The organism is Floridaenema evergladense BLCC-F167 (assembly GCF_041929205.2).
Taxonomy (GTDB): Bacteria; Cyanobacteriota; Cyanobacteriia; order Cyanobacteriales; family Aerosakkonemataceae; genus Floridanema; species Floridanema evergladense.
The window spans coordinates 1,277,896-1,301,887 of sequence record NZ_CM171625.1 but is presented as its reverse complement, the minus strand read 5'-3'; the positions used below and the strand labels follow the sequence as shown (position 1 = coordinate 1,301,887).

The window sequence follows — 23,992 nt, the reverse complement described above, 5'->3', positions numbered from 1 at the left end:
TCCCCTACTGTTGGCGCAATACGAGAAACTGTGTCACAATGACATTTCTCGGTAGCCAAGACTGATATCATGCAAAAGGCAGCAAGTGTCAAAAGTGTTAAATGTCGAACAACTCTAATCGGCTAGAAATGGTAGAATACGCCGCTGTGGTAGGCACGATCGCCGGAGCGGTAGTAGCTGTCATTAGCGGCAAAATCATCTATTTGGTAGTACCTCTCTCTGCTTCGGTATTAATCAACTTAGTCAATCGTCGTCGTTTTGAGTTGCTAAGTAGGAACAGTACCAATGCAGCAATGACGCGCCTTTATCGGCAACTCGCAGCAGATATCCAAACCTTACAAGCTGTGACGCGAACTTTAGCCGCTGGGGGAGAAGCGAATTATTTAGGTGTTGCTAGACAGACGGCGCAAATGCAGGACTTCATTGCTTCTTTACTGGGAGCAAAAATGAATCCCATTTATCAAGATATAGGAGAACTTAAAGAGCAATACAGCAATTTACAGGATTCTTTAAGTAGTGTAGTGCAGTACCTCAATAGTACTTCTCTGGCACCAAGATTGGATAATTTAGAGCAAACTGTAACACAGTTCTATGACAAAATGGGAGATATTTCTTTACCTCCCGAACAATGGTTAATTGCACAGATTGAAGATTTAAAGCTACAGATTAGAGAATTACAACTTCACAGTAGAAAATCAGATAACCACAAACAAAGAATGGCTGAATATTCCCAACTTGAGTCATGGTTAATGGATAAGTTGGATGAACTTAAACAACAAGTGCAAGAAATTCAGAAATCTGTAGAAATAGAATCACCAAAAACTCAGGAAACGAGTCAGACAATTGGGGAAAATATACCCTATCGGGAACCACAATTACCTTTTGCCGTTCTGCAATCAAAAACTGCTCGTTCTCAACCTGCAATTACTACTATTCAACCATTAACTTCTGTTATTTCGGTGCCGAAATGGGACTGTATTCATAGTTTAGCAGCACATTCTGATTGGGTATCTGCTGTAGTTTTTGCTGCGGATACGCCAAAGATTATTAGTGGTAGTTTCGATCGCGGAATTAAAGTTTGGAATTGTCAAACTGGGGAATTAATTCGGGTGATTTCTGAAAATGCTGGCGCAGTTTATGCTCTGGCTTTTAGTTATAATCATAATTTAGTGGTTCAGGGTAGTTCGGAACAAAATATTAAGCTTTGGGAAATAGAAACAGGTGCTTTAGTAGAAATTTGTAAAGAACATAGCGGATCGGTTAGAGCAATTGCTATTAGTTCTAATGGACAAATTCTGGCTAGTGGTAGTTACGATGGCACAATCAAGTTATGGGATTTAGAAACGGCGAAAGAGATTAAAGCACTTACAAAACATTCTGGCACAGTTAGCTCGATCGCTTTTAGTACAGATAGTGAAATTCTCGCCAGCGGAGGTGGTGATGGCATCATCAAATTGTGGTATTGGAAAACTGGACAGTTATTACATAGTTTATCTGGTGATTTAGGTATAATTAGCGGTATTGCTTTTCATCCCCAACAACCAATGTTAGCTAGTGCTAGTAGCGATCGCACGATAAAATTATGGGACTTGGGTACTCGTGACCGCCTTCATACTTTTGTTGGTCACTCAGGGGGAGTTAGTTCTGTTTGTTTTGATCCAGACGGTAAAACTCTCTTTAGTGCCAGCGTTGATGGCTCTATTATCATCTGGGATTTAGCCAGTGGTAAAGAGTTAACTACCTTGACTTTTGAATCCACACAAGCGATCGTTTCAATGGCACTTAGTAAAAATGGTCGAACTCTAGCCGCTGGGAGTATCAACGGAAATCTACAGATTTGGCAATTGAATTCTATTAATTAACTTTTCATCGTTTAGCGAGTTCCAGAACCTTGACTACTATCGGGTCCACCTTGATTTGGTGGCTCGTAGCCTCTTGTTCTAATTAAACTAGGAACATTTACAGGTGCCGCAGTTACAGCGCAAATATTAATTACCTGTAGTCCTAAGATCGCGGCAATTAAAGTTACCAGATTGAGTGTCAAACCCATAGCAGTTGCCTCAACAGAATATATATTAAAATATCGGCTATTGAACTAACTGACAGGGTGATGAAAGCAAGCGGCAATTGTGACAATTCAATTCCAAATGAGTGATGAGATTGTGTCAGCTAATCCGATCCAATCCCTCTATGTTAGTGATGATTATCACAAATTGCGATCGCTATTACTTTACCCAACCCAAAGAATCAGCAGCCAACAACCGCACCTCTGTTAACAATTGTCTCATACTTTTTCGATTAACGATCGTCCAAAAATTAATTACTAAGCAGACGCTACCCAGCGTCAACAAAATGTAAGTAGGCAGCATTACCACCCCAATCATAAACCAGGTCAAGACGTGCCAAATCATTACCACAGCTAGAGTTATTGCTATTGTAATTGCTGAAGCTAACTGCATCCAAGAACGATTTAATCCAACTAGGATTATGGTCTGCAATGTTGCTAATAAGTTAGCGGGTATCAGAAATGCACAGATAGCAGTACAGTTGAGGCGGGAAAATTCACAAAGATGATGAAAATCAAACATTATAAAATGACTCGTAATAAATTAGGAAAAACTGGCGATAAGGTTTTACAATTTGTCTTTGCTAGTCCAAATATTGGTGAACATCATTAAGATACCGCCGATTAAAATGGCGATCGCTAGTCCACCCGCAATTACATTCTGCCAATCTACATTTTCCATGTTATTTTAAAAATCCTCTCTCGCTGCCTTCACCTTACCGTATTTTTTCCCAAGTCGTAACTCAGTTTTATATTTATTTTCTTATTGCCATCACCTATGAGTATTCAAATATACAAGATCGCTAGTCGAAAACGAGTCAGTTTAAATAATAAATATAGATAAGTCTCAATATATTTAGTAAAATTTGGATAAGATATGAGCAGAAGTTAGCGATCGAAACCGAAGAAAAAAGTTATTTTTATCCTCTCCTCTGCTCCCTTACCTCTTTATAAGTCCGTTGGACTTTCCGGCGCAATATCAAAACCACCTTCTTGTCTAAGAGTTGGCTGACTAGTAATTAAATCGCTCAATTCATGAATCTCCACGCCAATATCCTGACAAGCTTTTTGCAATTCAGCCTGAAAAAGATTAATATTTTTACCATAACCACAAAGCTCGGTTGCCGTTTCAATTCCCTGTTTAGCATTAGCTTTAGCACAATCAATTAAATCTGTGCCATGCAGTTGACTTTGAGATGCCATAAACCTAAATTTTCTCCTAACTTGTTCTACCAGGACTTTAATTTTCGCAGTCAAAGTATTCATCTACCTTTGGTGTGATGTAGTTCGTTGTAACGACTTCAATCGTTTTCTTACCAAATAATAGGACTAAAGTCCCGACAACGAACAAAAATAAATACTAAAATTTATTTTTTCGCTTGTTGGCAATATTTGTAAGCAGAGTAGGCGAGAGTTACCACACCAGTAATAATTGCTGATTCATCAACTTGAAATTGGGGATGATGCAGCGGATAATTATGCTTATCTTTAAAACCGACACCCAAACGAAACATTGAACCAGGAACCTTTTCTAAATAGCGGGAAAAATCTTCCGCACCTAAAGAAGGTTCGGGTAGGATAATAATACTATCACTACCCCAAGCTTCCCTAGCCGATTGTTCTAATAGTTTAGTTAACGTGGGGTCATTAAGTACCCCTGGAACTCCTTGGTTATAGGAAACTTGATATTGAGCGCCGTAACTTTTACAAACATTAGCGACAATTTGCTCAATCCAATTTGGTAAAGCTTCGCGAGTTTCTGGGTGGAGCGATCGCACAGTCCCCAACAATTTTACCTCATCAGCAATCACATTCGGCGCACGTCCCCCAGAAATTTTCCCGATCGTCACCACCACCGGACGCAGCGGATTTTGAGTGCGACTAATAGCTTGTTGCAAAGAAGTAATTACCTGAGAAGCAATCCAAATCGCATCGATCGCCTCATGAGGTCTAGCACCATGACCCGACTCACCAATTATAATAATTTCCAAATCATCAGCCGCAGCCGTTAAAGCACCATAACGAATCCCCAGAGAACCCGCAGGAATCGAAGGAAAAACGTGCAAACTCAAAATTCCTGACACCCCGTTTAATGCCCCATCTTCCACCATCCACTTAGCACCTTGAGCAACTTCTTCCGCAGGTTGAAACAAAAAACGCACATTTCCAGTAAACTTTTCTCCCAACTGCGACAAAACCATTGCCGTACCTAAACCCACAGTTGTATGCACATCATGACCGCAAGCGTGCATAACTCCCAGTTCGCAGGAACTATAATCTAAACCAGTGCGTTCTTGAATCGGTAAAGCATCCAAATCGGTACGAATGGCTAAAAAGCGATCGCTCTCACCATTACCACAAAGATCCCCTACCACCCCAGTTTTACCCACACCCTGTTGAGCATGAACACCATAAGAAGACAAAACACCAGCAACATAAGCCGAAGTTTGGTACTCCTGACCGCTTAACTCTGGGTGAGAGTGGATATGACGACGAATCTCTATCAGACGAGGCGCTAATTTAGTAGCTATTTCTTTAATATCAGCAAGCATGGATAAAATTAGTTTTAGTTTAGGATGCTTTTTCACATGATAAAGAATTGCTCTTAAAACTGAAATGTAGAAAAAATAGCGATCGCACTATATGATTTAGGTCAAAGTGCGATCGTCATCCAATAAAGACTCAGTTATTAGCGATTAACCAATCACCTACAACTTAATCATCATCATCATCATCACCACCTCGTCTCTTGAAACCTGCTGAACTCAAGCGATTATTAATCTTCACCTTCAGTCCAGAACTAATACCCACAACCTTAGTCAGTTCCTCTAAGCTAGAACCACCAAAAGAAGAAGGTAAAGTACCCAAACCAACTATAAAATTGCTCGCCGATAGAGAAGCACTGCTGAAGATAGTCAACTGGAACTCTTGACTAATCGCTAAAGTTGTGTAGTAAGTACCACTTAGCGTTGTACCAGTCTTAGTCACAGCACTAAATAGCTCTTCAGCACTACCATAACCAAAACCAGCAATCTGAATCCTATCCTCTTGAGGATTGAAATCGTAAATCACATCCTGACCAAACACTGTACCACCACCAGTTAAGGTGTCACCGCCACCAGGCAAGGTATTGCTGCCACCAGGCAAGGTATTGCTACCACCAGGCAAGGTATTGCTGCCACCAGGCAAGGTATTACTGCCACCAGGCAAGGTATTGCTGCCACCAGGCAAGGTATTGCTACCACCAGGCAAGGTATTGCTGCCACCAGGCAAGGTATTGCTGCCACCAGGCAAGGTATTGCTGCCACCAGGCAAGGTATTGCTGCCACCAGGCAAGGTATTGCTGCCACCAGGCAAACTACCAACACGCAATGAATCAATGATAAAGATATCGCGACCCGCACCACCATAGAGAGTGTCCTTACCAGCGCCGCCATACATTACATCATTGCCATCGCCACCGAAGAGAATATCATCTCCATCACTACCAGAGAGAGAGTCATTCCCTTCACCACCAACGATTTTATCCTTGCCTTTGCCACCGATGAGGTAGTCATCTCCCTCACCACCATAAAGGAAGTTTTCGCCCTCACCACCGACGATTACATCATTGCCACCCTCACCAACGAGGATGTCATTGCCCGCATCACCTTGTACTAAGTCGTCACCAGAACCACCAAATACTAGGTCATTGCCATCATTACCAAATACTAGGTCATCACCACCATCGCCAAAAACGTGGTCGTTACCAGCGCCACCTTTGACATTATCATTGCCACCACTGCCAGAAACTAAGTCATTACCACCTAGTCCATCCAAATTGTCAGCAATAGCTTTACCTAAGAGTAAATCATCCCGTTCCGATGCCAATGTATTTTGTGAGGAAGCAATGAAATCTTGTTGTTGACCTTTTGCCAGAAAGTGTTCCAAAGGATTTCTAAATAATCCCTTGCTCAAGTCTTGTAGTACTTCTGGATTTAAGTCAGTATACAGCTTAGGCTCAAACCGGGAACTAATGAAACGTCCTTCTCTAAAACCGATGCCAAGAATATGTTCAAAAGCAGTAACTCTACCTGCTTGAACTGCTTGTGCTACATCTTGATTGACTTGAAGATATTCTGCAATACTGATAGCGCGATTGAACTCTCGACCTTCTTTCAGACCGTTATTTAACCAGTGGTTAAAAGCACTAACAACTTGACCTCTATTCTTTGCCTCTGCAACATCGGTATTGATTTGTAAATAATATTGTTCGTCAAAATAAGGAGTAGGAATATCTCCTTCAGATGCACCTCTAGTTAAGAAATATTGAAAGGCGTTAGCGACTTCTCCTCTTTGGATAGCTTGTTGTACTTTTGAATTAGTGCTTTGATAGTAAGTGGTACTAAAAAAGAAACTAATAGTACGATATGTTTCATTACCGCCAAATTTTAGAGCGTGTTCTAAAGCTCCGATTTGACCTTTACTTGCTGCCTCTTTAACATCAGGGTTGTTTTCCAAATATTGTCTGGCGTTAAATAAGCGATTCCCTGTTTCCCGTCCTTCTTTGTCGCCAAATTGTTCGTAATGTATACTGACGCTGGTGATTCTGCCTTCTATAAATGATCTGTCAACGTCTGCGTTCAGCCTGCGATACTGTTCGGGATTAAAAGCTTCGCAGGGTTGACGGTCTTCATTTTTTCCCACTAATTCATAGTGTTCTTTGGCAGTCTTAAACAAGCCTTTTGTAATGGCTTCGTCAATGTCTTTGTACTTTTCCCGATAAAATTTATCGTCGAAAATGTCTGCTAAGTTTAAGGTCATACAATCTCTCTCTGAAAACTAGATAGTTACTCCTTCTCTTTTCGTTGTCAAGAGAAGATAGATGCACTACCCATAACTGACTGTGTTCTACATGACTAGGTTCCCGAATTTCGGAAAAATAAATTTAATTATAATATGATATGTTTAAGGCTTTAACTGGGTAATATAGTTCTTATTCTTAATACCTCTTGTCACTGTAAAGCTATCATTACGGTAGTGTTTTTTGTAACTTGTGTTGTTATTTCTAACTTAAGGTAGATGCTGGAAAAATAAGATCGTGATTTATTTGTTCGATTGAGCTAAACTGTCTGTGGTGATTCTACAAATCCTGTTTGTAACCAATAAGTCTTGGGTTTTTAGTTTGCCGCGATCGGAGAATTTTTATAAAAAATAATTTATCATTGAGTGAATTATTTTCAGTGTTTTCAGCGAAGATAGTTTTTATTGCGTTACGATCGCAAATGTCCAAAATATTAACTTCTGCCTAAATTTTCCGAAAATGAACTATTGTTTTAATCCTGCCTGCGAACAGCCAGAAAATCCTCAAGAAGCAGAGATTTGTTTAACTTGTCACTGGCCTTTATGGTTGAGAAACCGTTATCGATCGCTTAAATTAATAGAAGAAGGAAACTTTGGCAGAACCTTACTTTGCATAGATAGGGACAGACTAAACGCCTGTTGCGTGATTAAACAATTTTTTAAATGGCGTAAAGTAGAAACTGATAGCGCTGCAATGGCAAGAGCAACTCAAATATTTGAGAAAGAAGCTAAATTATTATTGCAATTGGGAGAACATCCCCAAATCCCCACATTATTAGCTTGTTTCGAGCATGATAAACGTTTGTACTTAGTACAAGAATATATTGAAGGACAAAATTTATTAGACGAAATCTTAGAGCAAGGAGTATTCAGCGAACAAAAAATTAGAAACTTATTAAACGACTTATTACCAATTTTAAAATTCATCCACCAACATCATATAGTGCATCGTGACATTAAACCAATGAATGTAATTCGCCGCCAAAGCGACCAAAAATTAGTATTAGTAGACTTTGGTTTAGCAAAACTATTAAAATTTGATTCTTGGGGAAAAACAGGTTCGCAATATGGTACAGAAGGTTATGCAGCAATTGAACAAACTCGTGGTAAAGTTTATCCAGCTAGCGATTTGTTTAGTTTGGGCGTTACCTGCGTGCAGTTACTTACAGGAACAGTAGTCGAAGAACTTTACCAAGCAGAAGCAGGCGTTTGGGTATGGCGAGAATATCTCCGAGAAAAGGGAACAGATATTAGCGATAAATTAGCGCAAATATTAAATAAATTACTCAAAGATTCGCTCAAAGAACGCTATCAAAACGCCAGTGAAGTCATACAAGATTTACAAGTGGGCGCACCCAGATGGCAATGTATCAAGACTTTTAGCGGACATTTGGGAATAGTAAACCGAGTCACTTTTAGCCCAGATGGAGAAACTGTAGCTAGCGGTAGTGAAGATAAAACCTTAAAAGTTTGGCAATTAGAAACAGGGAAATTAATCCAATCTGTAATTAGCGAACCCCAAGGCGTAAAATTCGCCGTTATCAGTCCTGATGGAAAAATGTTAGCCAGTGGTAGTGGAGATAATTTAATTCAAATATGGCAACTACCTACAGAAAAATTGCAACACACTTTAGTAGCACATCTCGGTATAGTTCATCAAGTCGCTTTTAGTTCCAACGGACAAACTTTAGTTAGTGCCAGTGCAGATAGTACGATTAAATTTTGGGATACTAGCAGCGGAGAACTGCTGCACGCCGTAACCGGACATAATGCGGCTGTAAAAACAGTTATTGTTAGCCTTGATGGTAAATTTGTCGTAAGTGGCAGTGAAGACAAGACGATTAAAATTTGGCATTTAGGCAGTGGAGTGATGCTGCATAATTTAACAGAACATTCCCAAACAATTAACTCTTTAGCTATTAGTCCCGATAATCAGTTACTTGCCAGTGGTAGTGCTGACAATACAATTAGAATTTGGCATTTAGCTACTGGCAAACTCATAGATATTCTCACTGGACATTCAGAATCGGTGTGTTCCGTCGCTTTTAGTCCCAATGGAAAAATGTTAGCTAGTGGCAGCGAAGACCGCACTGTTAAGATTTGGGGGCTGGGGGCTGGGGAGTGGGGTAGGGGTGGGTGATTCTTGAATTGCCCTACCCTTGGGCCCTGAAACCCTGATTCTTTCGATCGATTGTCAAGTTCTTTAAAGTTTTGCTGAGTTTTGAGGAGTACCTGAGAGGGTGTGAGGTAAACTAAGCTTTGATTCAAAGAAGCTTGTGTTATCTGCTTCATTGCAGATGTCGCATTGTTGAGCCTCGTTGGGAGTCTTTATTCCATGTCACATTCAGTAAAAATCTACGATACCTGTATTGGCTGCACTCAATGCGTCCGGGCTTGTCCCACTGACGTATTAGAGATGGTTCCTTGGGACGGCTGCAAAGCCGGGTCAATTGCCTCATCTCCCAGAACACAAGACTGTGTTGGCTGCAAACGTTGCGAAACGGCTTGCCCCACAGACTTTTTGAGCATCCGGGTTTACTTAGGCGCTGAAACCACTCGCAGTATGGGCTTGGCCTACTAAGCTCTTGCATCCTCTAGTCCTGAGTGTTGAGTTGTGAAGATTCTTCCATCTGTTGAACTTCTGACTCGCACTCAGGACTAATTATTTGGTGGTAAGAGGGGACTGAGGACTCTTGGGACTCTTGGGACAGAGGAAATTAATTAACTCAAAACTCAAAACTTAAAACTCAAAACTTTCTTAGTCCCTGCTTGACGTTATCGTGATAGCTCAGTAGCTTGATTCAAGTAAGTATTGTTGTTCGGCAAGAGCGGGAGTGGTCGTGAAATGTGTGGAATCGTTGGCTATATTGGCACTCAGGCAGCTAGTGAGATTTTATTGGCAGGGTTAGAAAAGCTGGAATATCGAGGTTATGATTCTGCTGGTATCGCTACAGTGAGAGAGGGAGATGTTTACTGCGTTCGGGCCAAAGGGAAGTTACAAAACCTGCGTGATAAGTTGGCAGGTGATGAAAATCCGGCGCAAATAGGTATTGGGCATACTCGCTGGGCTACTCACGGTAAGCCAGAAGAGTACAACGCGCATCCACACACGGATACGGCGATGCGAGTGGCGGTGGTGCAAAATGGGATTGTGGAAAATTACCGGGAGTTGCGGGAAGAGTTAAAGAGTCGGGGACATCAATTTCGTTCAGACACTGATACAGAAGTAATCCCCCATTTGATTGCGGAGTTTTTAACTTTGTTGCCGAATAATTCTGCGGTTTACACTCATTCGCGGTTTTTGGAAGCGGTGCGACAGGCGGTGAATAAGTTGGAGGGGGCGTTTGCTATTGCGGTGATTTCTGCTGATTTTCCTGATGAGTTAATAGTAGCGAGACAGCAAGCTCCTTTGGCGATCGGGTTTGGTTCGGGTGAGTTTTTCTGCGCTTCCGATACTCCGGCAATTGTCCCTTATACTCGTGCGGTTTTAACTTTAGAAAATGGCGAATTAGCTCGGTTAACTCCATTAGGTGTAGAAGTTTATAATTTTGCTGGAGATAGATTGAAAAAAACTCCCCGCACTTTGAATTGGAATCCGATATTAGTAGAAAAGCAAGGATTCCGCCATTTCATGCTCAAAGAAATTTACGAACAACCAGGGGTAGTCAGAGCTTGTTTGGAAGCTTATCTTGATAGTGATTGGACGGCATCGAATGGAAAGTCACCAATTAATTTGAATTTACCAACAGAACTTTGTGCAGATTTAGAACATATTCAAATTCTGGCTTGTGGAACTTCTTGGCACGCTGGTTTAGTCGGAAAATATTTGTTAGAACAGTTGGCAGGAGTGACGACGACTGTGCAGTATGCTTCTGAGTTTCGTTATGCGCCGCCTCCGTTAACTGCAAATACGTTAACTATTGGGGTGACACAATCAGGGGAAACAGCAGATACTTTGGCTGCTTTGTCAATGGAACAAACCCGAAGATTGGGTAAATCTGGGGAATTTAAGGCGAGATTATTGGGAATTACTAATCGTCCTGAAAGTTCTCTTGGGCAATTAGTTTCTCATATTATTGACACCCATGCTGGGATTGAAATTGGGGTAGCGGCGACAAAAACTTTTTTGGCTCAATTAATCGCTTTTTATTGTTTAGCGTTGGATTTAGCTGATCAGAGAAAAAGTTTATCTGCGACAGCAATAGAGAAAATTTTGGATGGTTTGCGATTGCTACCAGCGCAAATTGAAATGGTTTTGGAAAGCCAAGAAAGGTACATTGAAGAGTTAGCCCATGATTTTGCGGAGACGCAAGATTTTATCTTTTTGGGTAGGGGAATTAATTACCCAATTGCTTTAGAAGGGGCATTGAAACTAAAGGAAATTAGTTATATTCATGCTGAGGGTTATCCGGCAGGAGAAATGAAACATGGCCCGATCGCACTTTTAGATGCTAAAGTTCCGGTAGTAGCGATCGCCATGCCTGGTAGTCCAGTTTATGAAAAAGTAATTTCTAACGCCCAAGAAGCCAAAGCCCGCGATTCCCGCTTAATTGGCGTAACCACAAGTAATGAAGGGGAAGAATCAGATATTTTCGATCAAGTTTTGCCAGTTCCTTTAGTTGATGAATTATTGTCTCCCATTGTCACAGTAATTCCTCTACAATTGTTAGCTTATCATATTGCTTCTCGACGCGGTTTAGATGTTGACCAACCTCGTAATTTAGCTAAGTCAGTAACAGTTGAATAAAGGAAATATCCGATTTTACTGCGTTGTAACGACAAAATAAAGTCGTTTACTATCAAATAAAGCCATTTACTCAAAAATAAAGTTCTATACCAGTAAATAAAGTTGTATACTACTGGTATGGAGCTTTTTTACTATATCGGAATAGCGATAAGTCATAGCAAGCTCCGTAAGCTCTATTAATGAGGCTATGAAATGGCTAAACGTAGTCGCAGTAGTAGTTCGGCTGTTATAGAAAAACGGTTGAAGGAAGGTCGAGGCCAAGGTCAAGGGAAAGCGTATAATCCTTGGTTGCATATACAAGATGTTGCGTCACAGGGATTGGCTAGCCGAATTAAGGGCTGGAAAACAAGCAGAGTTCATCATTTGTTAAGCAAGCTTGAGACTGAGTATTTTTACGTTCTTGAGTGGTCTGATATTGTCTCTGATATTCGCGAACAATATCCTCTTTTACCTCTAGCAGAAACTTTAGCGATCGCTGAACAGTTAAATATTCCTCATCCAAGCGATCCTCATAGCAAAGAGCCAGTTGTAATGACCACTGACTTTCTGATTACTTCGCAGAGGAATTTTCTTAATCCAATCGCTCAGGCTCGAACTATTAAGTATGCCAAGGATTTACAATCACCGCGAACTCTAGAAAAGTTAGAGATTGAGAGACATTACTGGCAAAAGCGTGATATAGATTGGGGAATTGTTACTGAACGCGAAATCCCTAAAACGGTTGTTGAGAACATCAAGTGGTTGCATCCTTATTTCGACGCTGCCGGACTATTACCCCTGACACAAAAGGATCTTGCTCGCATTGAATCAGTTCTTACCCCACAGGTTATAGAAGCAAATAGCTCTCTAACCAATATTACTGCCCTTTGCGATGACCAACTTGGTATAGAACCAGGTACAAGTCTTTCTGTAGTTCGTTACTTATTAGCAAATCGCAGATGGGCGACAAATATGAATAAACCAATTCGACCGAGTAAAAAGCTGGAGATTACTGTCAAATCAATCAATATTCAAGAGAAAGCTGAGGGGGTCGGATGAAGCTCTATATCAATATGCTTTGGGAGTGGCAACTTGAGGAGAGTAAGGATACAAAACCTCGGATAGAGCGTCTGCTTTGGATGGATATCTCAGGTGTTGACGTTATAACTATTGATATCTTTGACCCAAATGCCTTACCCATTTTTCAAAAATATAAGGATATTGAAGTTGCAATCAAAAACCAACACATACAAACACTCGAAGTAGATCCTTATGCGGCTCTGCTTAGACCAGAAGAAACAATTACAGAAAAACATCGAAAACATCGAGATGAAGCTTGGGATGTTATTTCTCAATTAGTTGATAACAACAACGGAGAAATTTTTTATCCTAAACAACGGGGTGTTTTGCTCAGAGATGCAGAACAAAGAACAGGGCGCACGAGAATGACTTTATACAAATATTTGCGTCGCTACTGGCAGGGTGGGCAAACCAAAAATGCTTTACTGCCTTTATTTGATAAATGTGGCGCAAAAGGTAAGGAAAGGAAAAGTCATGGGCCTAAGCGAGGTCGCCCTACAAAACTTGCCAAAGCAACAGCAATACCAAGAGGAGTTAATGTTGACGAAAATATTAGAGACAAATTCAGGCGAGGTATTATTAAGTTCTACGAAAATCCTAACGGACGAACTTTACAAGATGCTTATGACAAAACCCTGAAAGAATATTTTAAAAAAGGTTATGAGTTAGCACCTGATGGTACTTTGATACCTTACTTACCTCCAGCCAGCGAATTGCCAACTTTCGGACAGTTTTATTATTGGTATGAAAAAGAGCGTAATGCTGAACAATCACTTTCTAAACGTAAAGGACAACGCCGTTACAACCTCAGCCATCGTGAAGTTTTAGGTGATTCAACTCAGATGGCTTTTGGCCCTGGTTCACTGTATCAAATTGACGCAACCATTGGTGATGTCTATCTTGTCAGTTCTTTAGATCGAAGTCGAATTATCGGTAGACCTGTTATTTACGCTGTTATTGATGTTTTTAGTCGGCTAGTAGTAGGAATTAGTGTTGGCTTGGAAGGGCCAAGTTGGTTAGGTGCAATGCAAGCTTTGGAAAATGCTGCCAGTGATAAAGTTAGCTTTTGTCAAGAGTACGGCATTGAAATTACACAAGAAGACTGGCCGAGTTGTCACCTTCCAGAAGAACTTCTCGCGGATCGAGGAGAATTGGAAGGTTATAATGCCGATAATTTAGTTAATGCTCTAAATGTAAAAGTTTCTAATACTCCTCCTTACCGTGCTGATTGGAAAGCAATCATTGAGCGCAACTTTCGACTGAGTAACGACAAGTTTATCCATTGGATACCTGGGGCTGTTTATCGACCTCGTGAGCGGGGTGATACTGACTATCGCTTAGATGCTGTACTAGATTTGCATCAGTTCCGTAAATTGATGGTTTTGTCTGTTTTAGACCATAACAAAGAGCATCGTATGGACTGGTATCGTATGGATGAGTTCATGATTCAAGATCGTATTGAGCCTTATCCAATAGATTTATGGAATTGGGGTATCCGTAATAGAGTTGGACACTTAAGAAAAGTTTCTTCTGACGTTCTTAAACTTAATCTTCTGACCACAACTGAAGCTACTGTTACATATCGAGGTATACGTTTTGAAGGGCTGTTTTATTCTTGCGATCTAGCCTTAAAAGAACAATGGTTCGTTAGAGCAAGAGAAAGAGGCAATTGGAAAATATGTGTTGCTTATGATCCTCGGAAAATAGATACTCTTTATCTTAGACTTGAAGATGGGCGAAGAATTGAAGCTTGCTACCTTGTAGATGCAGAAAAAACATTTCGGGGTCGAGATTGGTATGAAGCGGTTGATTATTTTGAGTTGCGAAAACAGTCTAAAGAATCAGCTAGAACTAGGAAACAACAATCTAAAGCTACTTTGCAAGCTCAGATAGAACAAATTATTAATCAAGCAACAGAGCAAACCTCTGAGGCTTTCAACACTGCTGAGAAGCAGAGTAAGCGATCGCGCACTCAGGGAATTCGTCAGAATCGAAAAGAAGAACGGGAAATGGAGCGCGAAACACAAGCATGGAAACTAGAAAAAGAAGAATCTGTAAACAACTTAGGACAAGTTATTCCTTTAATAATTCCCACTGAAAAAGCAGAAGAAAATGGATCAGAAATTGTTCTTAATAAGTCTGAGCAAGATGTCCCTGATGAAGTTTCGGAAACTTCGGTTGAAACAGATTCATCCCATGTACCTAAAGATCAGTTGATTAACAAATTACGTAAATTGCGTCCTAAGTGGAGTGACGATGAATAGCAATAGACATCTCCAAAAAACAAAGTAAAAAAAAGAGGGATGGTATAATAATGTTTTTAGACAAAGAACTATGAGTGGATTATCAGAGTATATCAACAAACATCCCCAGGAAACCAAAAGATTGATTGGCATCGAATATGAGCAACTTAGTCAGCTAATTAGTCAAGCTGAAAGATTACATCAGGAAAAACTAGCTGTTCAAGAAGCCGAAAAAACAAGAATAATCAAAAAAGGCGGGGGCAGAAAACCTTCCCTACCAGTAGCAGAGCAAATATTGTTAACCTTAGTTTACCTACATCATTTACCAACATTTGGGTGCAGGAGATACTGCAAGAATGGGAATTAGTAGTAGATAGCTGGGAACAAGTCAGAGAAAGACCTCAAGAGTATGAAGAGCAGAAAAAGTATTACTCAGGAAAGAAGAAAAGCCATACCCGAAAAAATCAGATAATTGTACCAGGAAAAAAGTCGGAAATTGTAGATGTAATAGTGGGAAAACCAGGGCCAGATAGTGATATAAACCTCTTTAGACAGAGACAGTCACAATTCGCCGAAAATCAAAAGTTTAAAGGCGACAAAGGTTACGTAGGCGAAAAACAAATAAAAACTCCACATAAAAGAAAGAAGAAACAAGAATTAACCCCAGAACAAAAACAAGAAAATAAAAAATTATCCAGCCAACGTATTGTCGTAGAACACGCAATTAGATTAATCAAAATCTTCCGAATTGCACAGGAAAGATTTCGGTTGAGGCCGTCACATTATGAACAAGTAATTTTGACAGTGTGTGGCTTAGTTCGTTTACGACTTGGCACAATAATACTACCAATAAAATCAGCGATTAGCAGCGGATGAATAGTAGTGCAACTATCTTTATCTTTGAGGTCTAAACTAACTCAAACTAACTCAAAGCCTGATAAATTCAAATTAAGCGGCAGCAATTTCTTCATGGCTTGGGAACTGCCAAATCCTTCCTGGCTAATGCTTTCGTAATTTTTGGAGATGTCTAATCGTTTGGCTCAAATTGGATTGTCCTTTCGATGGTTCTATTAAAGGGTTATGCTTGAACTTTTTTCAGGCAGTAGATGATTTACTAGGAACTCGTTATTACGAAAACTATGCAGGTGGTCGTAAAACTGTATATGAACTGTTGCCCCGCATGGCACTGGTTGCTTCTTTACATTCTATTGGCGTTTTAGTGATTGATGAAATTCAGCATCTTAGCCAAGCTAAAAGCGGCGGTTCTAGCAAGATGTTGAATTTTTTTGTTAATTTAATTAACACAATTGGATTGCCAGTTGTACTTGTTAGTACTTATAAAGCGATATCAGTTTTAAGTGGAGAATTTAGGCAAACTCGCAGAGGAACTGGACAGGGCGATCTTGTCTGGGACAGAATGAAAAAGGATGAAATTTGGAATTGGTTTTTAGAATGTCTTTGGGGATATCAATATGTACAGCAACGCTCTAAGTTGACTCCAGAATTGAGTGATGCTCTATATGATGTAACGCAAGGCATTACAGATTTTGCTGTCAAGGTTTATATGTTAGCTCAAATTCGTGCGATCGCAACGGTCGAAGAAACTGTAACTGCACAGGGAATTCGATTGGCTGCTCAAGAAAGTCTGCGAATGGCTAATCCTATTCTGCAAGCCCTTAGAACAGGTGATACTCGGATACTTCATAGTGTCCAAGATGTGCATCCAATTGATTTAGATTCCTTTTTGCAAGAAGCTCAAAGCAATCTGAATAAGGCTGAACAACTCCAAGCTTTAAGTAGAACAAGAAAGGTATCAACTTCTGAAGAATCTTCACTAACTAAGACAATTTCTCAACCTGAAACAGTAACAAAGAATGTTGATACTTCACCAAAGACTTCTAGAATCCGAAAAAAGAAAAATTTAGCCGCAGATAGCTTGCCTACAATTGTAGCAATGGGAGAAAAAGAAAAACTGACTGCCTATGAAGCTATCAAACAGGCAGGTTTGATTCGTCCGGCAACTGAGTATTTACTAGAGGAGGTTATTCCTTACCAGCATGGCAGAGATTACCCGCCTCAGCGAATGGCCTTTTGATAAAGATGAATTTGTGACATTGTGGTGGTTGCGATCGCCCTGGCGAGAGTCTACTCATCGGCAATGGCGCACAACTGCGGTTTTCAAACGAGAGTCAGGTGAATTTAGAGAAGTCGATTTTCCTTGGGGATTAATACCTTGGCTACGATTAGGGCAAGTTTTTCAGGATGGACAACCCATTTGGAATGAAACAACGGGCAAAATCTTTAATTTGGTTATTCCTGCTTCTTCTTCTGCAATATTATCAAAGGCAGCAGACATCCCATTAATAGCCAATCATGTACTTGAGGGCGAAAGTAATCTAGCAGAGTATTGCATTAAATTTCAGACTCAAAAAGGTATCACGCTCGTTCTTCCTGTGTTGGAATGTATTCGGGCTTTTTTGGTTCCTAATAAAACATTAGCGTTTGGATTACTCGAACCCAATTACTTTGAGCGTGTAATTACTCGCTATGAAATTATCGACAGAAAACTGTTTTTAGATTTTTCCCAAGATATAGCTAAAAAAGTCTTAAGTAAACCGTTTGCCTTTTTTGTGGCTCGATTGTTGTATGATTCATCATTTCGTGGTGCATGGGATCGGGTGTATCGCGATCGCCTTAACCAAGCTTCACAGTTAAACTGGAATACTTCAATTCCACTGGTAACTAATTTGCCAAATTTTACTTCTACTTGGCACGTCAGAGGATTGCTAACTGGGCAAATTTTATTGGTTCAGCAAATTTTGGAAGTTGCACCTGCGCGATCGCTACCTTTCTCAGAACTTGAGTTTACCCATCCTGGGATCAAAAAGCGAGAGTATGTTGAAAAACCTGTCATTAAGCGACAGAGAAAACCTAAAAAAGCTGTTGAGGAAAACTTAATTGAAACTGAAGCCAGCCCTCCTATTACTTCAAACCCAGCCCGTAATCTTCCTCGTTTGAGAAGTTCAATTATTGAAAAACAGAAACTCAAAATTACTCAAACGGGTGCAACTTCTATCACTGTTACAAAGCCAACTGCTAATATTTTTAATGCTGCTAATCATCAAAACTTAGAAGTCCTTTTGAAAAGTCAAACTGTTAATGTTTCTGATGTAGGAATGGGGGGAAATAATCCAGCCGCCGAATTTACCCTTCGTTCACCAATGGATATTTTTGTTGCTACAGATGATGGATTGGGTGAGTTTGCTCAAGCGATTCGCTTTCTTGATGAGACACATTATGATATTTCAGTTAGTTGGGAAGTGCGGGAGTTAGCCAAAGAAATTCCATTTGCTAAGATTGTCGATCGCACTAGAAAGTTTGCTCTGGTAAATTTGGAAAGTTCAGGACTGCCTTCTTGCTGGATACTGGAGTTTGGTAGACCTGATAATTTCTCCATTTCTACACTGCTTTTTTCCCTATCTACACAAAATGTTAACATGGAGCATGAGGATATTTTGGATAGACTCTTGATTCAAGCTTTAACCCCGTCAGGTGGATGGCAACGTAATGTATTAGAAAAGCTGCAAGGAGAAATAAGTGGATTTGTCTTCGCTCTGACTAAACACACCAGTAAGTCTACAGAGGATTGGGGAGAAAGACTCTACAAAAAGGCTAAAGAAATTATGAATTTGTAAATGGGTTTATGACTCTCCCGAATACTTGAGGTAACAAGTAACTGCTGAATATAAAATGAAGGCTCAAAACCTTGATACAGCTAGTTATAACCTGATTCAAAATTACGAGAGAGTCCTATTATGCAATGCCCTAAGCCCAAATGCGACCGCGACGAAATGGTGGATCTGGCTCAGTTCTAGCAGCACGCTCTTTGCTCACTTGCTCGCACCAAAAACCGTAATCTTCAAGTCCAGTTGCAGAACTAGAACATTTAATCACTTCTGCTGCTTTTTCGGCAGGAGAAGTTTTCTTTGATTCGGTTTTACTTGATTCGGTTTTGCTGGAAGTGGGAGGGGTTTTCTCTTCTTTTTTACTAGCCATGTTTTTATCAACTCCTAATTCAACATTAGATTGACGATCGCCAATAACCAATTCATCCTTTACCCAATTAGCACCATCAATTGTACCGCTATTTCTCCGATCGGTTTTATCATAGACGGACACCTTCATTCGCTTACCGTCGTAAGTTCCCGCAATGTGATGCCATTGATTCAAATTTCAACTATCGGTCTTACTACTGAGATAATTAATTGCTTTTGAAGAAGTTTTCAAAGCAAAAAATATCCCACTTTTGCCATCAAGCAGCAAACCATATCCGCTCTCAGTTGCAGTGGTATCATAAACATTAGTAATGATTCCAGTTCGTCTTCGTTGCGCCTCGCAATAAATCCAAGCTTCCAGAGTAATTTCGCGGGGAATTTTAAATTCAGGTTTTTTACCCAAATCTATCTGTGCGTTCTGTCCATCAAACGCTAAGACCGATGCCATATAGTTGCCAGTGAAAGTTAACTACTCAAAATCTATTGATCGCACAAGGGAAACCACCACAGGAAGATTTAACTTGTTGATAACTTCTGTGAGCAAATGCGGCTGGGTCGTTATAGTTTGCCCCATGCAATAAATCCATCCGAATGTGAACTAAATCTTCCTCTCGACCATGAATCACATCAACAGAACGATGCGGATAAATAATATCAGGTCTTTTTACTGGGGGAGACAGTTTCGGTAATCTCATTTTTTCCTTCCAAAGCTACTCACAGTTTACTGGCTCAAAGTTAGAAAATACAGAGAGCGATTCTTCTGCCCTCTGCCTTCTGCTTTCTATATTAATAAGGTGTAGACCAAGAACGCACTTCGCCCAAGGTAACAGGAATCAAATCGCTGACATCTATAGTAAAGCGGAAAACTTTCTTCGCTCTGCGGCTGTTTTCTGGGTCAAAGAACTTAAGTTTCACATCCCAACAATCGCTATCCATGCGGCAGAAGGGGCTTTTTTCTACTGTAATACTATCTAATTCCATGCCCTCAGCTACCGCAGTTGCAAAGGTACTTGCTGCTTGGAAAGCATTGGTAGCGGCAAAATTTAAAGCTCTATCTTGAGAAGTTGTGCCTAAGTTGCGTAAATCATAATAAATTCGGTTTAGGAAACTGGTTAAAGTGCGGCGAATGGCATCTTCTTGCGCTTCAGCGGCGGTGCTTCGCACAGTGTCGATCGCTGCATTCACTAAACCATTAACTTTCCAACCGTAGAGTCCCCGAATATTATGAACTTCAATTACAGGAACGACTTGCCCGGAAAATAGCTTCACGCTACGCCCTGGTAAAATGCCAGGAATGCTGACTCGTTCAACGTATTCTTCATTATCTTCCGGTTGAATTTGCCCAGCAAGCAGTTGTTGCAATACTGCATAGGCATCTCTGGCAAAACCGCCTACTGGTTCAATGGCATAAACTGGAGTTAATTCTAGGTTTAATGTCCAAATTAAGGCTTTAGCTTCGGAAAGATTTTCTCCCAAATAATCCACCATTTGCCTTGCATCGTAGGGGTTGGCGGGAATGGCAGTATTATCAATTGTCACTGGAGGCATTAGTTGCTTGAAGGAGTCGCGTCTGGCTTCGGAACCGAAGTCATAACCGAGAGTTCCCAAAGCGTAAACTAAGGTAGCATTGGCAAGTTCGCTGGGGGCTTGGCTGGCAGTGATGTAGTTGTTAGCAGCGTAATTTGGCATAGCAATCTGTCTGGGAGTAGAGGAATTTGTAAATGCAGGTGGATTAAATGTAGGAATAGGTGCAGGTGTTGCAGCAACAACTTCCGCAACTTCGGGTTCGGCTGCTTCTAGCGGTGGGCTATCTGGTAGGGCTTCGTCCGCTTGGGTGTCGCCACAGCCACAACCGGAGGCGGCAACTGTTTCTAATTCTTCTGACACGGTTTCTCCTATTAGATATTGCAAAGCACCAGGAATGTTTAATTTGCCAACTAAACAGCGACGGGTGTCATCTGTTTCGCTGGGCGAACAGGGTAGGGCAGTCTCTAGCAAGGCTGTCCTGACTTTTTGGGGGTCGGGTTTTTCTCCCTGTTGGATTTGCAGACTCAGAAGTAAGGCAGCAACTCCACTGACTATGGGAGTGGCAAAGCTGGTGCCGCTGAGTTTTATTGTACCGCCTCCCGGTTTCGCTCCTAAAATATTTTCCCCCGGCGCAAGGATGCCTTGGTTTTGATAAATTTCTCCCCAGTTACTAAAGTCAATGGGTTTTCCCGATTCGTCCATTGCGCCGACTGCTAAAACCGTTGGTAAGGCAGCGGGTACGTGCAAGCATTCGCAACCATCGTTTCCGGCAGCAGCAACTATCAGGACGTTGTTTTCTTTGCACAGTTGCACGGCTTTTTCTAACCAACCTTCGGCTTCGCCAAAGTCTGTGAGTTGTCCGCCACTGACATTGATAATATGTGCTCCAGCATTGATGGCTTGTTCAATGGCACGGGATAAATCTAGTTGGGAGAGTCGGAGTTTTTCATCTGCAAAGACGGGAATTATCAAACCACGACAATGGGGTGCTATTCCTTGCACGGGTGAACCTGGTTGACCAAAAATAATACTAGCAACGTGGGTGCCATGTGCGGACATGGAACCATTGCTGTTAGCTTCCCCGGAAACTAAGGTGGGTAGTCGCGTTAAAGAAGCCCCTGTAAAACAAGGGTGATTTTCATCAACTACTCCATCGAGGACGGCGATGCAAATGCTAGAATCGCCTTGAGTTTTTGCCCATAGTTGTTCTATTCCTGGGATTTGTTTGAGATTTGGCATTTGTGTAAATGCTTGGGCAATTAGCTGTTAATTGATAGTACTATAAAGTGAAGCCATATCATCTTATTTGTTCACAAAACTTTAAAGTTTTTTAGGTAAATCTTCTGGGTTAAGGGACTTTTTTGTAAATTTAAGTTACAACTAGCAAAAAATTCTTGACAGGGTATTACCTTTGTGAGGTTTAGTTTTGAATAGCCGTTAGATTATCTCTATCCAAACAGGAAAGAACAGATGAAAAAGAAAAACTTGATGCCCCTACTGGCTAGCCCTGTATCAAGAAATACGAAAATTTCTGATTCTCAGCTAAGGTCAGAACAAGGGTTGGTGATTCAAACCTATTGTGATATAGAGACAAGACAATGTTTTCCTTTTGCTGGGGATGATGCCGAATAACCACAGTAATAACTGATGCTTATTTTCCCTGGATTGTGGTTAGATAAAATGGCTTGATTAGCGGAAAATTTAGCGAAACTTTGAGAGCAATTAGAGACGTTGTATACAACGTCTCTACAAGATTTATATTCGGTAGGGTGGGTCTGAATTGGAAAATTATTGTGATTTGCTAAAATTGTGATATAAGTCGCTTCTGGAAAAACCATGATGACTTCTACTGTTTCCCCTCCTACAACTCTGCCACCATTAGAAAATGGCGATCAACTAACCAGTGTAGAATTTGAACGCCGCTATCAGGCAATGCCTGAAGTAAAAAAGGCAGAATTAATCGAAGGAATTGTTTACATGGCAGCAGCATTGCGATACAAAAGTCACGGAGAACCCCATGCTTATATTATGGGCTGGCTGGGAGTTTACAAAGCAGCGACTCCTGGTGTCGGAATAGCTGATAATACCACAGTCCGCCTTGATGCCGATAACGAACCGCAACCAGATGCTTTATTAAGAATAGAACGGGGTGGACAATCTCGGATTAGTGAAGATGATTATGTCGAAGGTGCGCCAGAATTAATTGTGGAAATTGCTGCTTCTACTGCCTCATTAGATTTACATCAAAAACTTAAAGTGTATCGTCGTAATCAAGTACAAGAATATTTAGTCTGGCGAATTTACGATGGTGAATTTGATTGGTTTAGATTAAATGCTGGAGAATATATTAAAGTTGAACCTGATAACAATCGAATAATTTATTCGCAAGCTTTCCCTGGATTGTGGTTAGATAAAGCAGCTTTGTTAACGGTAAATTTAGCCAAAGTTTTAGAAGTATTGCAACAAGGTTTGGCAAGTCAAGAACATCAAGATTTTGTGCAACAATTGGCTAAGGAATAGAATGCGATCGCTTAGTATCCCATGCAACAGATCGCACCTTCCCCAAAATCATTTGAATGGCAACTTACCTCAATCCTTGCTGTTGCAATCTCTCGTTTACCCAAGCCAGATCCGGTTCTAATAAAGCAGGAATGGGGGAGCGGCGGTAATCAATCCTTAAGTCATAACTTCCCTGATCGTAAATTTCATCTAGTAATAGCTTTAAGTCGATCGCTAGTTCTGGTTCACCAGCTTTCAAGGGTACGGGAAATTGAGGAATCAGATCTGGCAAATTAAATCCATATAGAGAAGCTTTGGGACGAATTTCGCTATGACTGACCATAATTCGATAATGACTTTGAGGTTGTCCGCTCATTGACATCGAACTTCCCTGACGTAGCAAATCAATTTCCACCAAATGAGTCGCACTACCTAAAATCTTCAGCCTTTTGGTTTCGTATTGTAGCCGTCCCATGCCTAGTTGTTTATTTTTGGGAGAAAGTACTTCAATAATGGTGACTACTTCTTCTGTTTCTACAGCCCGAATTTCTAAGTATGCTTCGGTAAGAATCTCTGGTAAAGGCAGGATCACTTCGACTGGCTCGGTTGAGGGAGCAACTGCTAGATTGGATTCATTCGATCGCCCTAAAGAAAGCGAACTTTGTAGCGAGACATCTGGCACACCTACCAACAATGCGGCATCTCCATTGGCTTCATATACCCGTTCTTCGATCGCCACAATATATTTTGGGCGAATCTTCGGAGCCAGGTAATTTGCGATCGCGCTAATCAATCGATGATGAATTCCTGCCCAAAGTGAGGGATGCTCTAAATAAGGATTCATTCCGGGAAAGGGTGAAGGCACGATCGACACTCTCTGCTACTGCAATTAATAAGGGCTGCTTTCATCTATTTCTTATCTTAAGCGATCGCACATTCCCCAAGATTATTTTTA

22 protein-coding genes are annotated in these 23,992 nt (G+C 40.8%); 12 read left to right on the top strand and 10 right to left on the bottom strand.

All coding sequences use genetic code 11. The features are described from left to right. The first annotated feature begins 101 nt into the window (after window positions 1-101). A complete protein-coding gene (locus tag ACE1CA_RS06035; protein WP_413281400.1) occupies window positions 102-1,862 on the top strand; it encodes a WD40 repeat domain-containing protein in 1,761 nt (586 codons plus the stop codon). An 11-nt stretch (window positions 1,863-1,873) separates the two neighbouring features. Here ACE1CA_RS06035 and ACE1CA_RS06030 read toward each other — a convergent pair whose 3' ends face one another. The 5 genes from ACE1CA_RS06030 to ACE1CA_RS06010 form a co-directional block, all read right to left on the bottom strand. After that, a complete protein-coding gene (locus ACE1CA_RS06030; RefSeq protein WP_413281399.1) occupies window positions 1,874-2,050 on the bottom strand; it encodes a hypothetical protein in 177 nt (58 codons plus the stop codon). A 175-nt stretch (window positions 2,051-2,225) separates the two neighbouring features. Beyond that, a complete protein-coding gene (locus tag ACE1CA_RS06025) occupies window positions 2,226-2,588 on the bottom strand; it encodes a hypothetical protein (RefSeq protein ID WP_413281398.1) in 363 nt (120 codons plus the stop codon). Window positions 2,589-3,013: 425 nt separating this feature from the next. Next, window positions 3,014-3,268, bottom strand: coding sequence for a hypothetical protein (locus ACE1CA_RS06020; protein WP_459563718.1), 255 nt, complete (start codon window positions 3,266-3,268; stop codon window positions 3,014-3,016). Window positions 3,269-3,432: 164 nt separating this feature from the next. Next, window positions 3,433-4,617, bottom strand: coding sequence for a M20 family metallopeptidase (locus ACE1CA_RS06015; protein WP_413281396.1), 1,185 nt, complete (start codon window positions 4,615-4,617; stop codon window positions 3,433-3,435). Window positions 4,618-4,780: 163 nt separating this feature from the next. Continuing rightward, the gene (locus ACE1CA_RS06010) at window positions 4,781-6,868 is read right to left on the bottom strand and encodes a calcium-binding protein (RefSeq protein WP_486517679.1); all 2,088 of its coding nucleotides are present in this window, start codon (window positions 6,866-6,868) and stop codon (window positions 4,781-4,783) included. A 499-nt stretch (window positions 6,869-7,367) separates the two neighbouring features. On the opposite strand from ACE1CA_RS06010, the gene ACE1CA_RS06005 reads away from it, so the two are divergent. From ACE1CA_RS06005 to ACE1CA_RS05965, 9 genes are all read left to right on the top strand, one after another. After that, the gene (locus ACE1CA_RS06005) at window positions 7,368-9,047 is read left to right on the top strand and encodes a protein kinase domain-containing protein (RefSeq protein WP_413281394.1); all 1,680 of its coding nucleotides are present in this window, start codon (window positions 7,368-7,370) and stop codon (window positions 9,045-9,047) included. Between the two features lie 195 nt (window positions 9,048-9,242). After that, entirely contained in the window at window positions 9,243-9,488 is a 246-nt protein-coding gene (psaC, locus tag ACE1CA_RS06000; RefSeq protein ID WP_413281393.1) for a photosystem I iron-sulfur center protein PsaC, read from the top strand. A gap of 264 nt (window positions 9,489-9,752) precedes the next feature. Beyond that, entirely contained in the window at window positions 9,753-11,654 is a 1,902-nt protein-coding gene (glmS, locus tag ACE1CA_RS05995) for a glutamine--fructose-6-phosphate transaminase (isomerizing) (RefSeq protein WP_413281392.1), read from the top strand. A gap of 192 nt (window positions 11,655-11,846) precedes the next feature. Continuing rightward, window positions 11,847-12,692, top strand: a complete 846-nt coding sequence (locus tag ACE1CA_RS05990) for a TnsA endonuclease N-terminal domain-containing protein (protein WP_413281391.1) — start codon at window positions 11,847-11,849, stop codon at window positions 12,690-12,692. Continuing rightward, complete coding sequence (locus tag ACE1CA_RS05985) at window positions 12,689-14,977, top strand: Mu transposase C-terminal domain-containing protein (RefSeq protein ID WP_413281390.1); 2,289 nt, start codon at window positions 12,689-12,691, stop codon at window positions 14,975-14,977. Before ACE1CA_RS05990 ends, ACE1CA_RS05985 begins: the two co-directional genes overlap by 4 nt. A gap of 70 nt (window positions 14,978-15,047) precedes the next feature. Next, window positions 15,048-15,323: a helix-turn-helix domain-containing protein gene (locus ACE1CA_RS05980; RefSeq protein ID WP_486517659.1), complete on the top strand. Its 276-nt coding sequence runs from the start codon at window positions 15,048-15,050 to the stop codon at window positions 15,321-15,323. Continuing rightward, complete coding sequence (locus ACE1CA_RS05975; protein ID WP_486517658.1) at window positions 15,293-15,832, top strand: HARBI1 family protein; 540 nt, start codon at window positions 15,293-15,295, stop codon at window positions 15,830-15,832. Before ACE1CA_RS05980 ends, ACE1CA_RS05975 begins: the two co-directional genes overlap by 31 nt. A gap of 208 nt (window positions 15,833-16,040) precedes the next feature. Further along, window positions 16,041-17,051 (top strand): ATP-binding protein, encoded by a 1,011-nt coding sequence (locus ACE1CA_RS05970; protein ID WP_459563555.1) that lies wholly within the window; start codon window positions 16,041-16,043, stop codon window positions 17,049-17,051. Further along, window positions 17,014-18,651 (top strand): hypothetical protein, encoded by a 1,638-nt coding sequence (locus ACE1CA_RS05965; RefSeq protein ID WP_413276079.1) that lies wholly within the window; start codon window positions 17,014-17,016, stop codon window positions 18,649-18,651. The genes ACE1CA_RS05970 and ACE1CA_RS05965 overlap by 38 nt, the downstream gene beginning before the upstream one ends. A 130-nt stretch (window positions 18,652-18,781) precedes the next feature. On the opposite strand, the gene ACE1CA_RS05960 is transcribed toward ACE1CA_RS05965, so the two are convergent. The 4 genes from ACE1CA_RS05960 to ACE1CA_RS05945 all read right to left on the bottom strand — a co-directional run bounded on the left by ACE1CA_RS05960 (window position 18,782) and on the right by ACE1CA_RS05945 (window position 21,777). Then, complete coding sequence (locus ACE1CA_RS05960; RefSeq protein ID WP_413276080.1) at window positions 18,782-19,186, bottom strand: cyanobactin biosynthesis PatC/TenC/TruC family protein; 405 nt, start codon at window positions 19,184-19,186, stop codon at window positions 18,782-18,784. 3 nt (window positions 19,187-19,189) lie between these two features. After that, on the bottom strand, window positions 19,190-19,459 hold the full coding sequence (locus ACE1CA_RS05955) for a hypothetical protein (protein ID WP_413276081.1): 270 nt from the start codon (window positions 19,457-19,459) through the stop codon (window positions 19,190-19,192). Between the two features lie 25 nt (window positions 19,460-19,484). Continuing rightward, on the bottom strand, window positions 19,485-19,706 hold the full coding sequence (locus ACE1CA_RS05950; RefSeq protein ID WP_413276082.1) for a cyanobactin biosynthesis system PatB/AcyB/McaB family protein: 222 nt from the start codon (window positions 19,704-19,706) through the stop codon (window positions 19,485-19,487). Between the two features lie 91 nt (window positions 19,707-19,797). Beyond that, window positions 19,798-21,777, bottom strand: a complete 1,980-nt coding sequence (locus tag ACE1CA_RS05945) for a S8 family peptidase (RefSeq protein WP_413276083.1) — start codon at window positions 21,775-21,777, stop codon at window positions 19,798-19,800. Window positions 21,778-22,008: 231 nt separating this feature from the next. On the opposite strand from ACE1CA_RS05945, the gene ACE1CA_RS05940 reads away from it, so the two are divergent. Further along, window positions 22,009-22,170: an anacyclamide/piricyclamide family prenylated cyclic peptide gene (locus ACE1CA_RS05940; protein WP_413276084.1), complete on the top strand. Its 162-nt coding sequence runs from the start codon at window positions 22,009-22,011 to the stop codon at window positions 22,168-22,170. Window positions 22,171-22,377: 207 nt separating this feature from the next. Next, entirely contained in the window at window positions 22,378-23,058 is a 681-nt protein-coding gene (locus ACE1CA_RS05935; RefSeq protein WP_459563556.1) for a Uma2 family endonuclease, read from the top strand. A 64-nt stretch (window positions 23,059-23,122) separates the two neighbouring features. On the opposite strand, the gene ACE1CA_RS05930 is transcribed toward ACE1CA_RS05935, so the two are convergent. After that, window positions 23,123-23,902, bottom strand: coding sequence for a DUF4058 family protein (locus tag ACE1CA_RS05930; protein ID WP_486517678.1), 780 nt, complete (start codon window positions 23,900-23,902; stop codon window positions 23,123-23,125). Window positions 23,903-23,992 lie beyond the last annotated feature (90 nt).

What these genes read in the sequence shown, in the direction of transcription:
- ACE1CA_RS05950 (WP_413276082.1), bottom strand. Translation starts at nt 19,706, where the DNA reads ATGAGATTACCGAAACTGTCTCCCCCAGTAAAAAGACCTGATATTATT.
- ACE1CA_RS05935 (WP_459563556.1), top strand. Translation starts at nt 22,378, where the DNA reads ATGACTTCTACTGTTTCCCCTCCTACAACTCTGCCACCATTAGAAAAT.
- ACE1CA_RS05940 (WP_413276084.1), top strand. Translation starts at nt 22,009, where the DNA reads ATGAAAAAGAAAAACTTGATGCCCCTACTGGCTAGCCCTGTATCAAGA.
- psaC (WP_413281393.1), top strand. Translation starts at nt 9,243, where the DNA reads ATGTCACATTCAGTAAAAATCTACGATACCTGTATTGGCTGCACTCAA.
- ACE1CA_RS05990 (WP_413281391.1), top strand. Translation starts at nt 11,847, where the DNA reads ATGGCTAAACGTAGTCGCAGTAGTAGTTCGGCTGTTATAGAAAAACGG.
- ACE1CA_RS05965 (WP_413276079.1), top strand. Translation starts at nt 17,014, where the DNA reads ATGGCAGAGATTACCCGCCTCAGCGAATGGCCTTTTGATAAAGATGAA.
- ACE1CA_RS05945 (WP_413276083.1), bottom strand. Translation starts at nt 21,777, where the DNA reads ATGCCAAATCTCAAACAAATCCCAGGAATAGAACAACTATGGGCAAAA.
- ACE1CA_RS06020 (WP_459563718.1), bottom strand. Translation starts at nt 3,268, where the DNA reads ATGGCATCTCAAAGTCAACTGCATGGCACAGATTTAATTGATTGTGCT.
- ACE1CA_RS05955 (WP_413276081.1), bottom strand. Translation starts at nt 19,459, where the DNA reads ATGGCATCGGTCTTAGCGTTTGATGGACAGAACGCACAGATAGATTTG.
- ACE1CA_RS05985 (WP_413281390.1), top strand. Translation starts at nt 12,689, where the DNA reads ATGAAGCTCTATATCAATATGCTTTGGGAGTGGCAACTTGAGGAGAGT.
- ACE1CA_RS06005 (WP_413281394.1), top strand. Translation starts at nt 7,368, where the DNA reads ATGAACTATTGTTTTAATCCTGCCTGCGAACAGCCAGAAAATCCTCAA.
- ACE1CA_RS06010 (WP_486517679.1), bottom strand. Translation starts at nt 6,868, where the DNA reads ATGACCTTAAACTTAGCAGACATTTTCGACGATAAATTTTATCGGGAA.
- ACE1CA_RS06025 (WP_413281398.1), bottom strand. Translation starts at nt 2,588, where the DNA reads ATGTTTGATTTTCATCATCTTTGTGAATTTTCCCGCCTCAACTGTACT.
- ACE1CA_RS06015 (WP_413281396.1), bottom strand. Translation starts at nt 4,617, where the DNA reads ATGCTTGCTGATATTAAAGAAATAGCTACTAAATTAGCGCCTCGTCTG.
- ACE1CA_RS05980 (WP_486517659.1), top strand. Translation starts at nt 15,048, where the DNA reads ATGAGTGGATTATCAGAGTATATCAACAAACATCCCCAGGAAACCAAA.
- ACE1CA_RS06035 (WP_413281400.1), top strand. Translation starts at nt 102, where the DNA reads ATGTCGAACAACTCTAATCGGCTAGAAATGGTAGAATACGCCGCTGTG.
- glmS (WP_413281392.1), top strand. Translation starts at nt 9,753, where the DNA reads ATGTGTGGAATCGTTGGCTATATTGGCACTCAGGCAGCTAGTGAGATT.
- ACE1CA_RS06030 (WP_413281399.1), bottom strand. Translation starts at nt 2,050, where the DNA reads ATGGGTTTGACACTCAATCTGGTAACTTTAATTGCCGCGATCTTAGGA.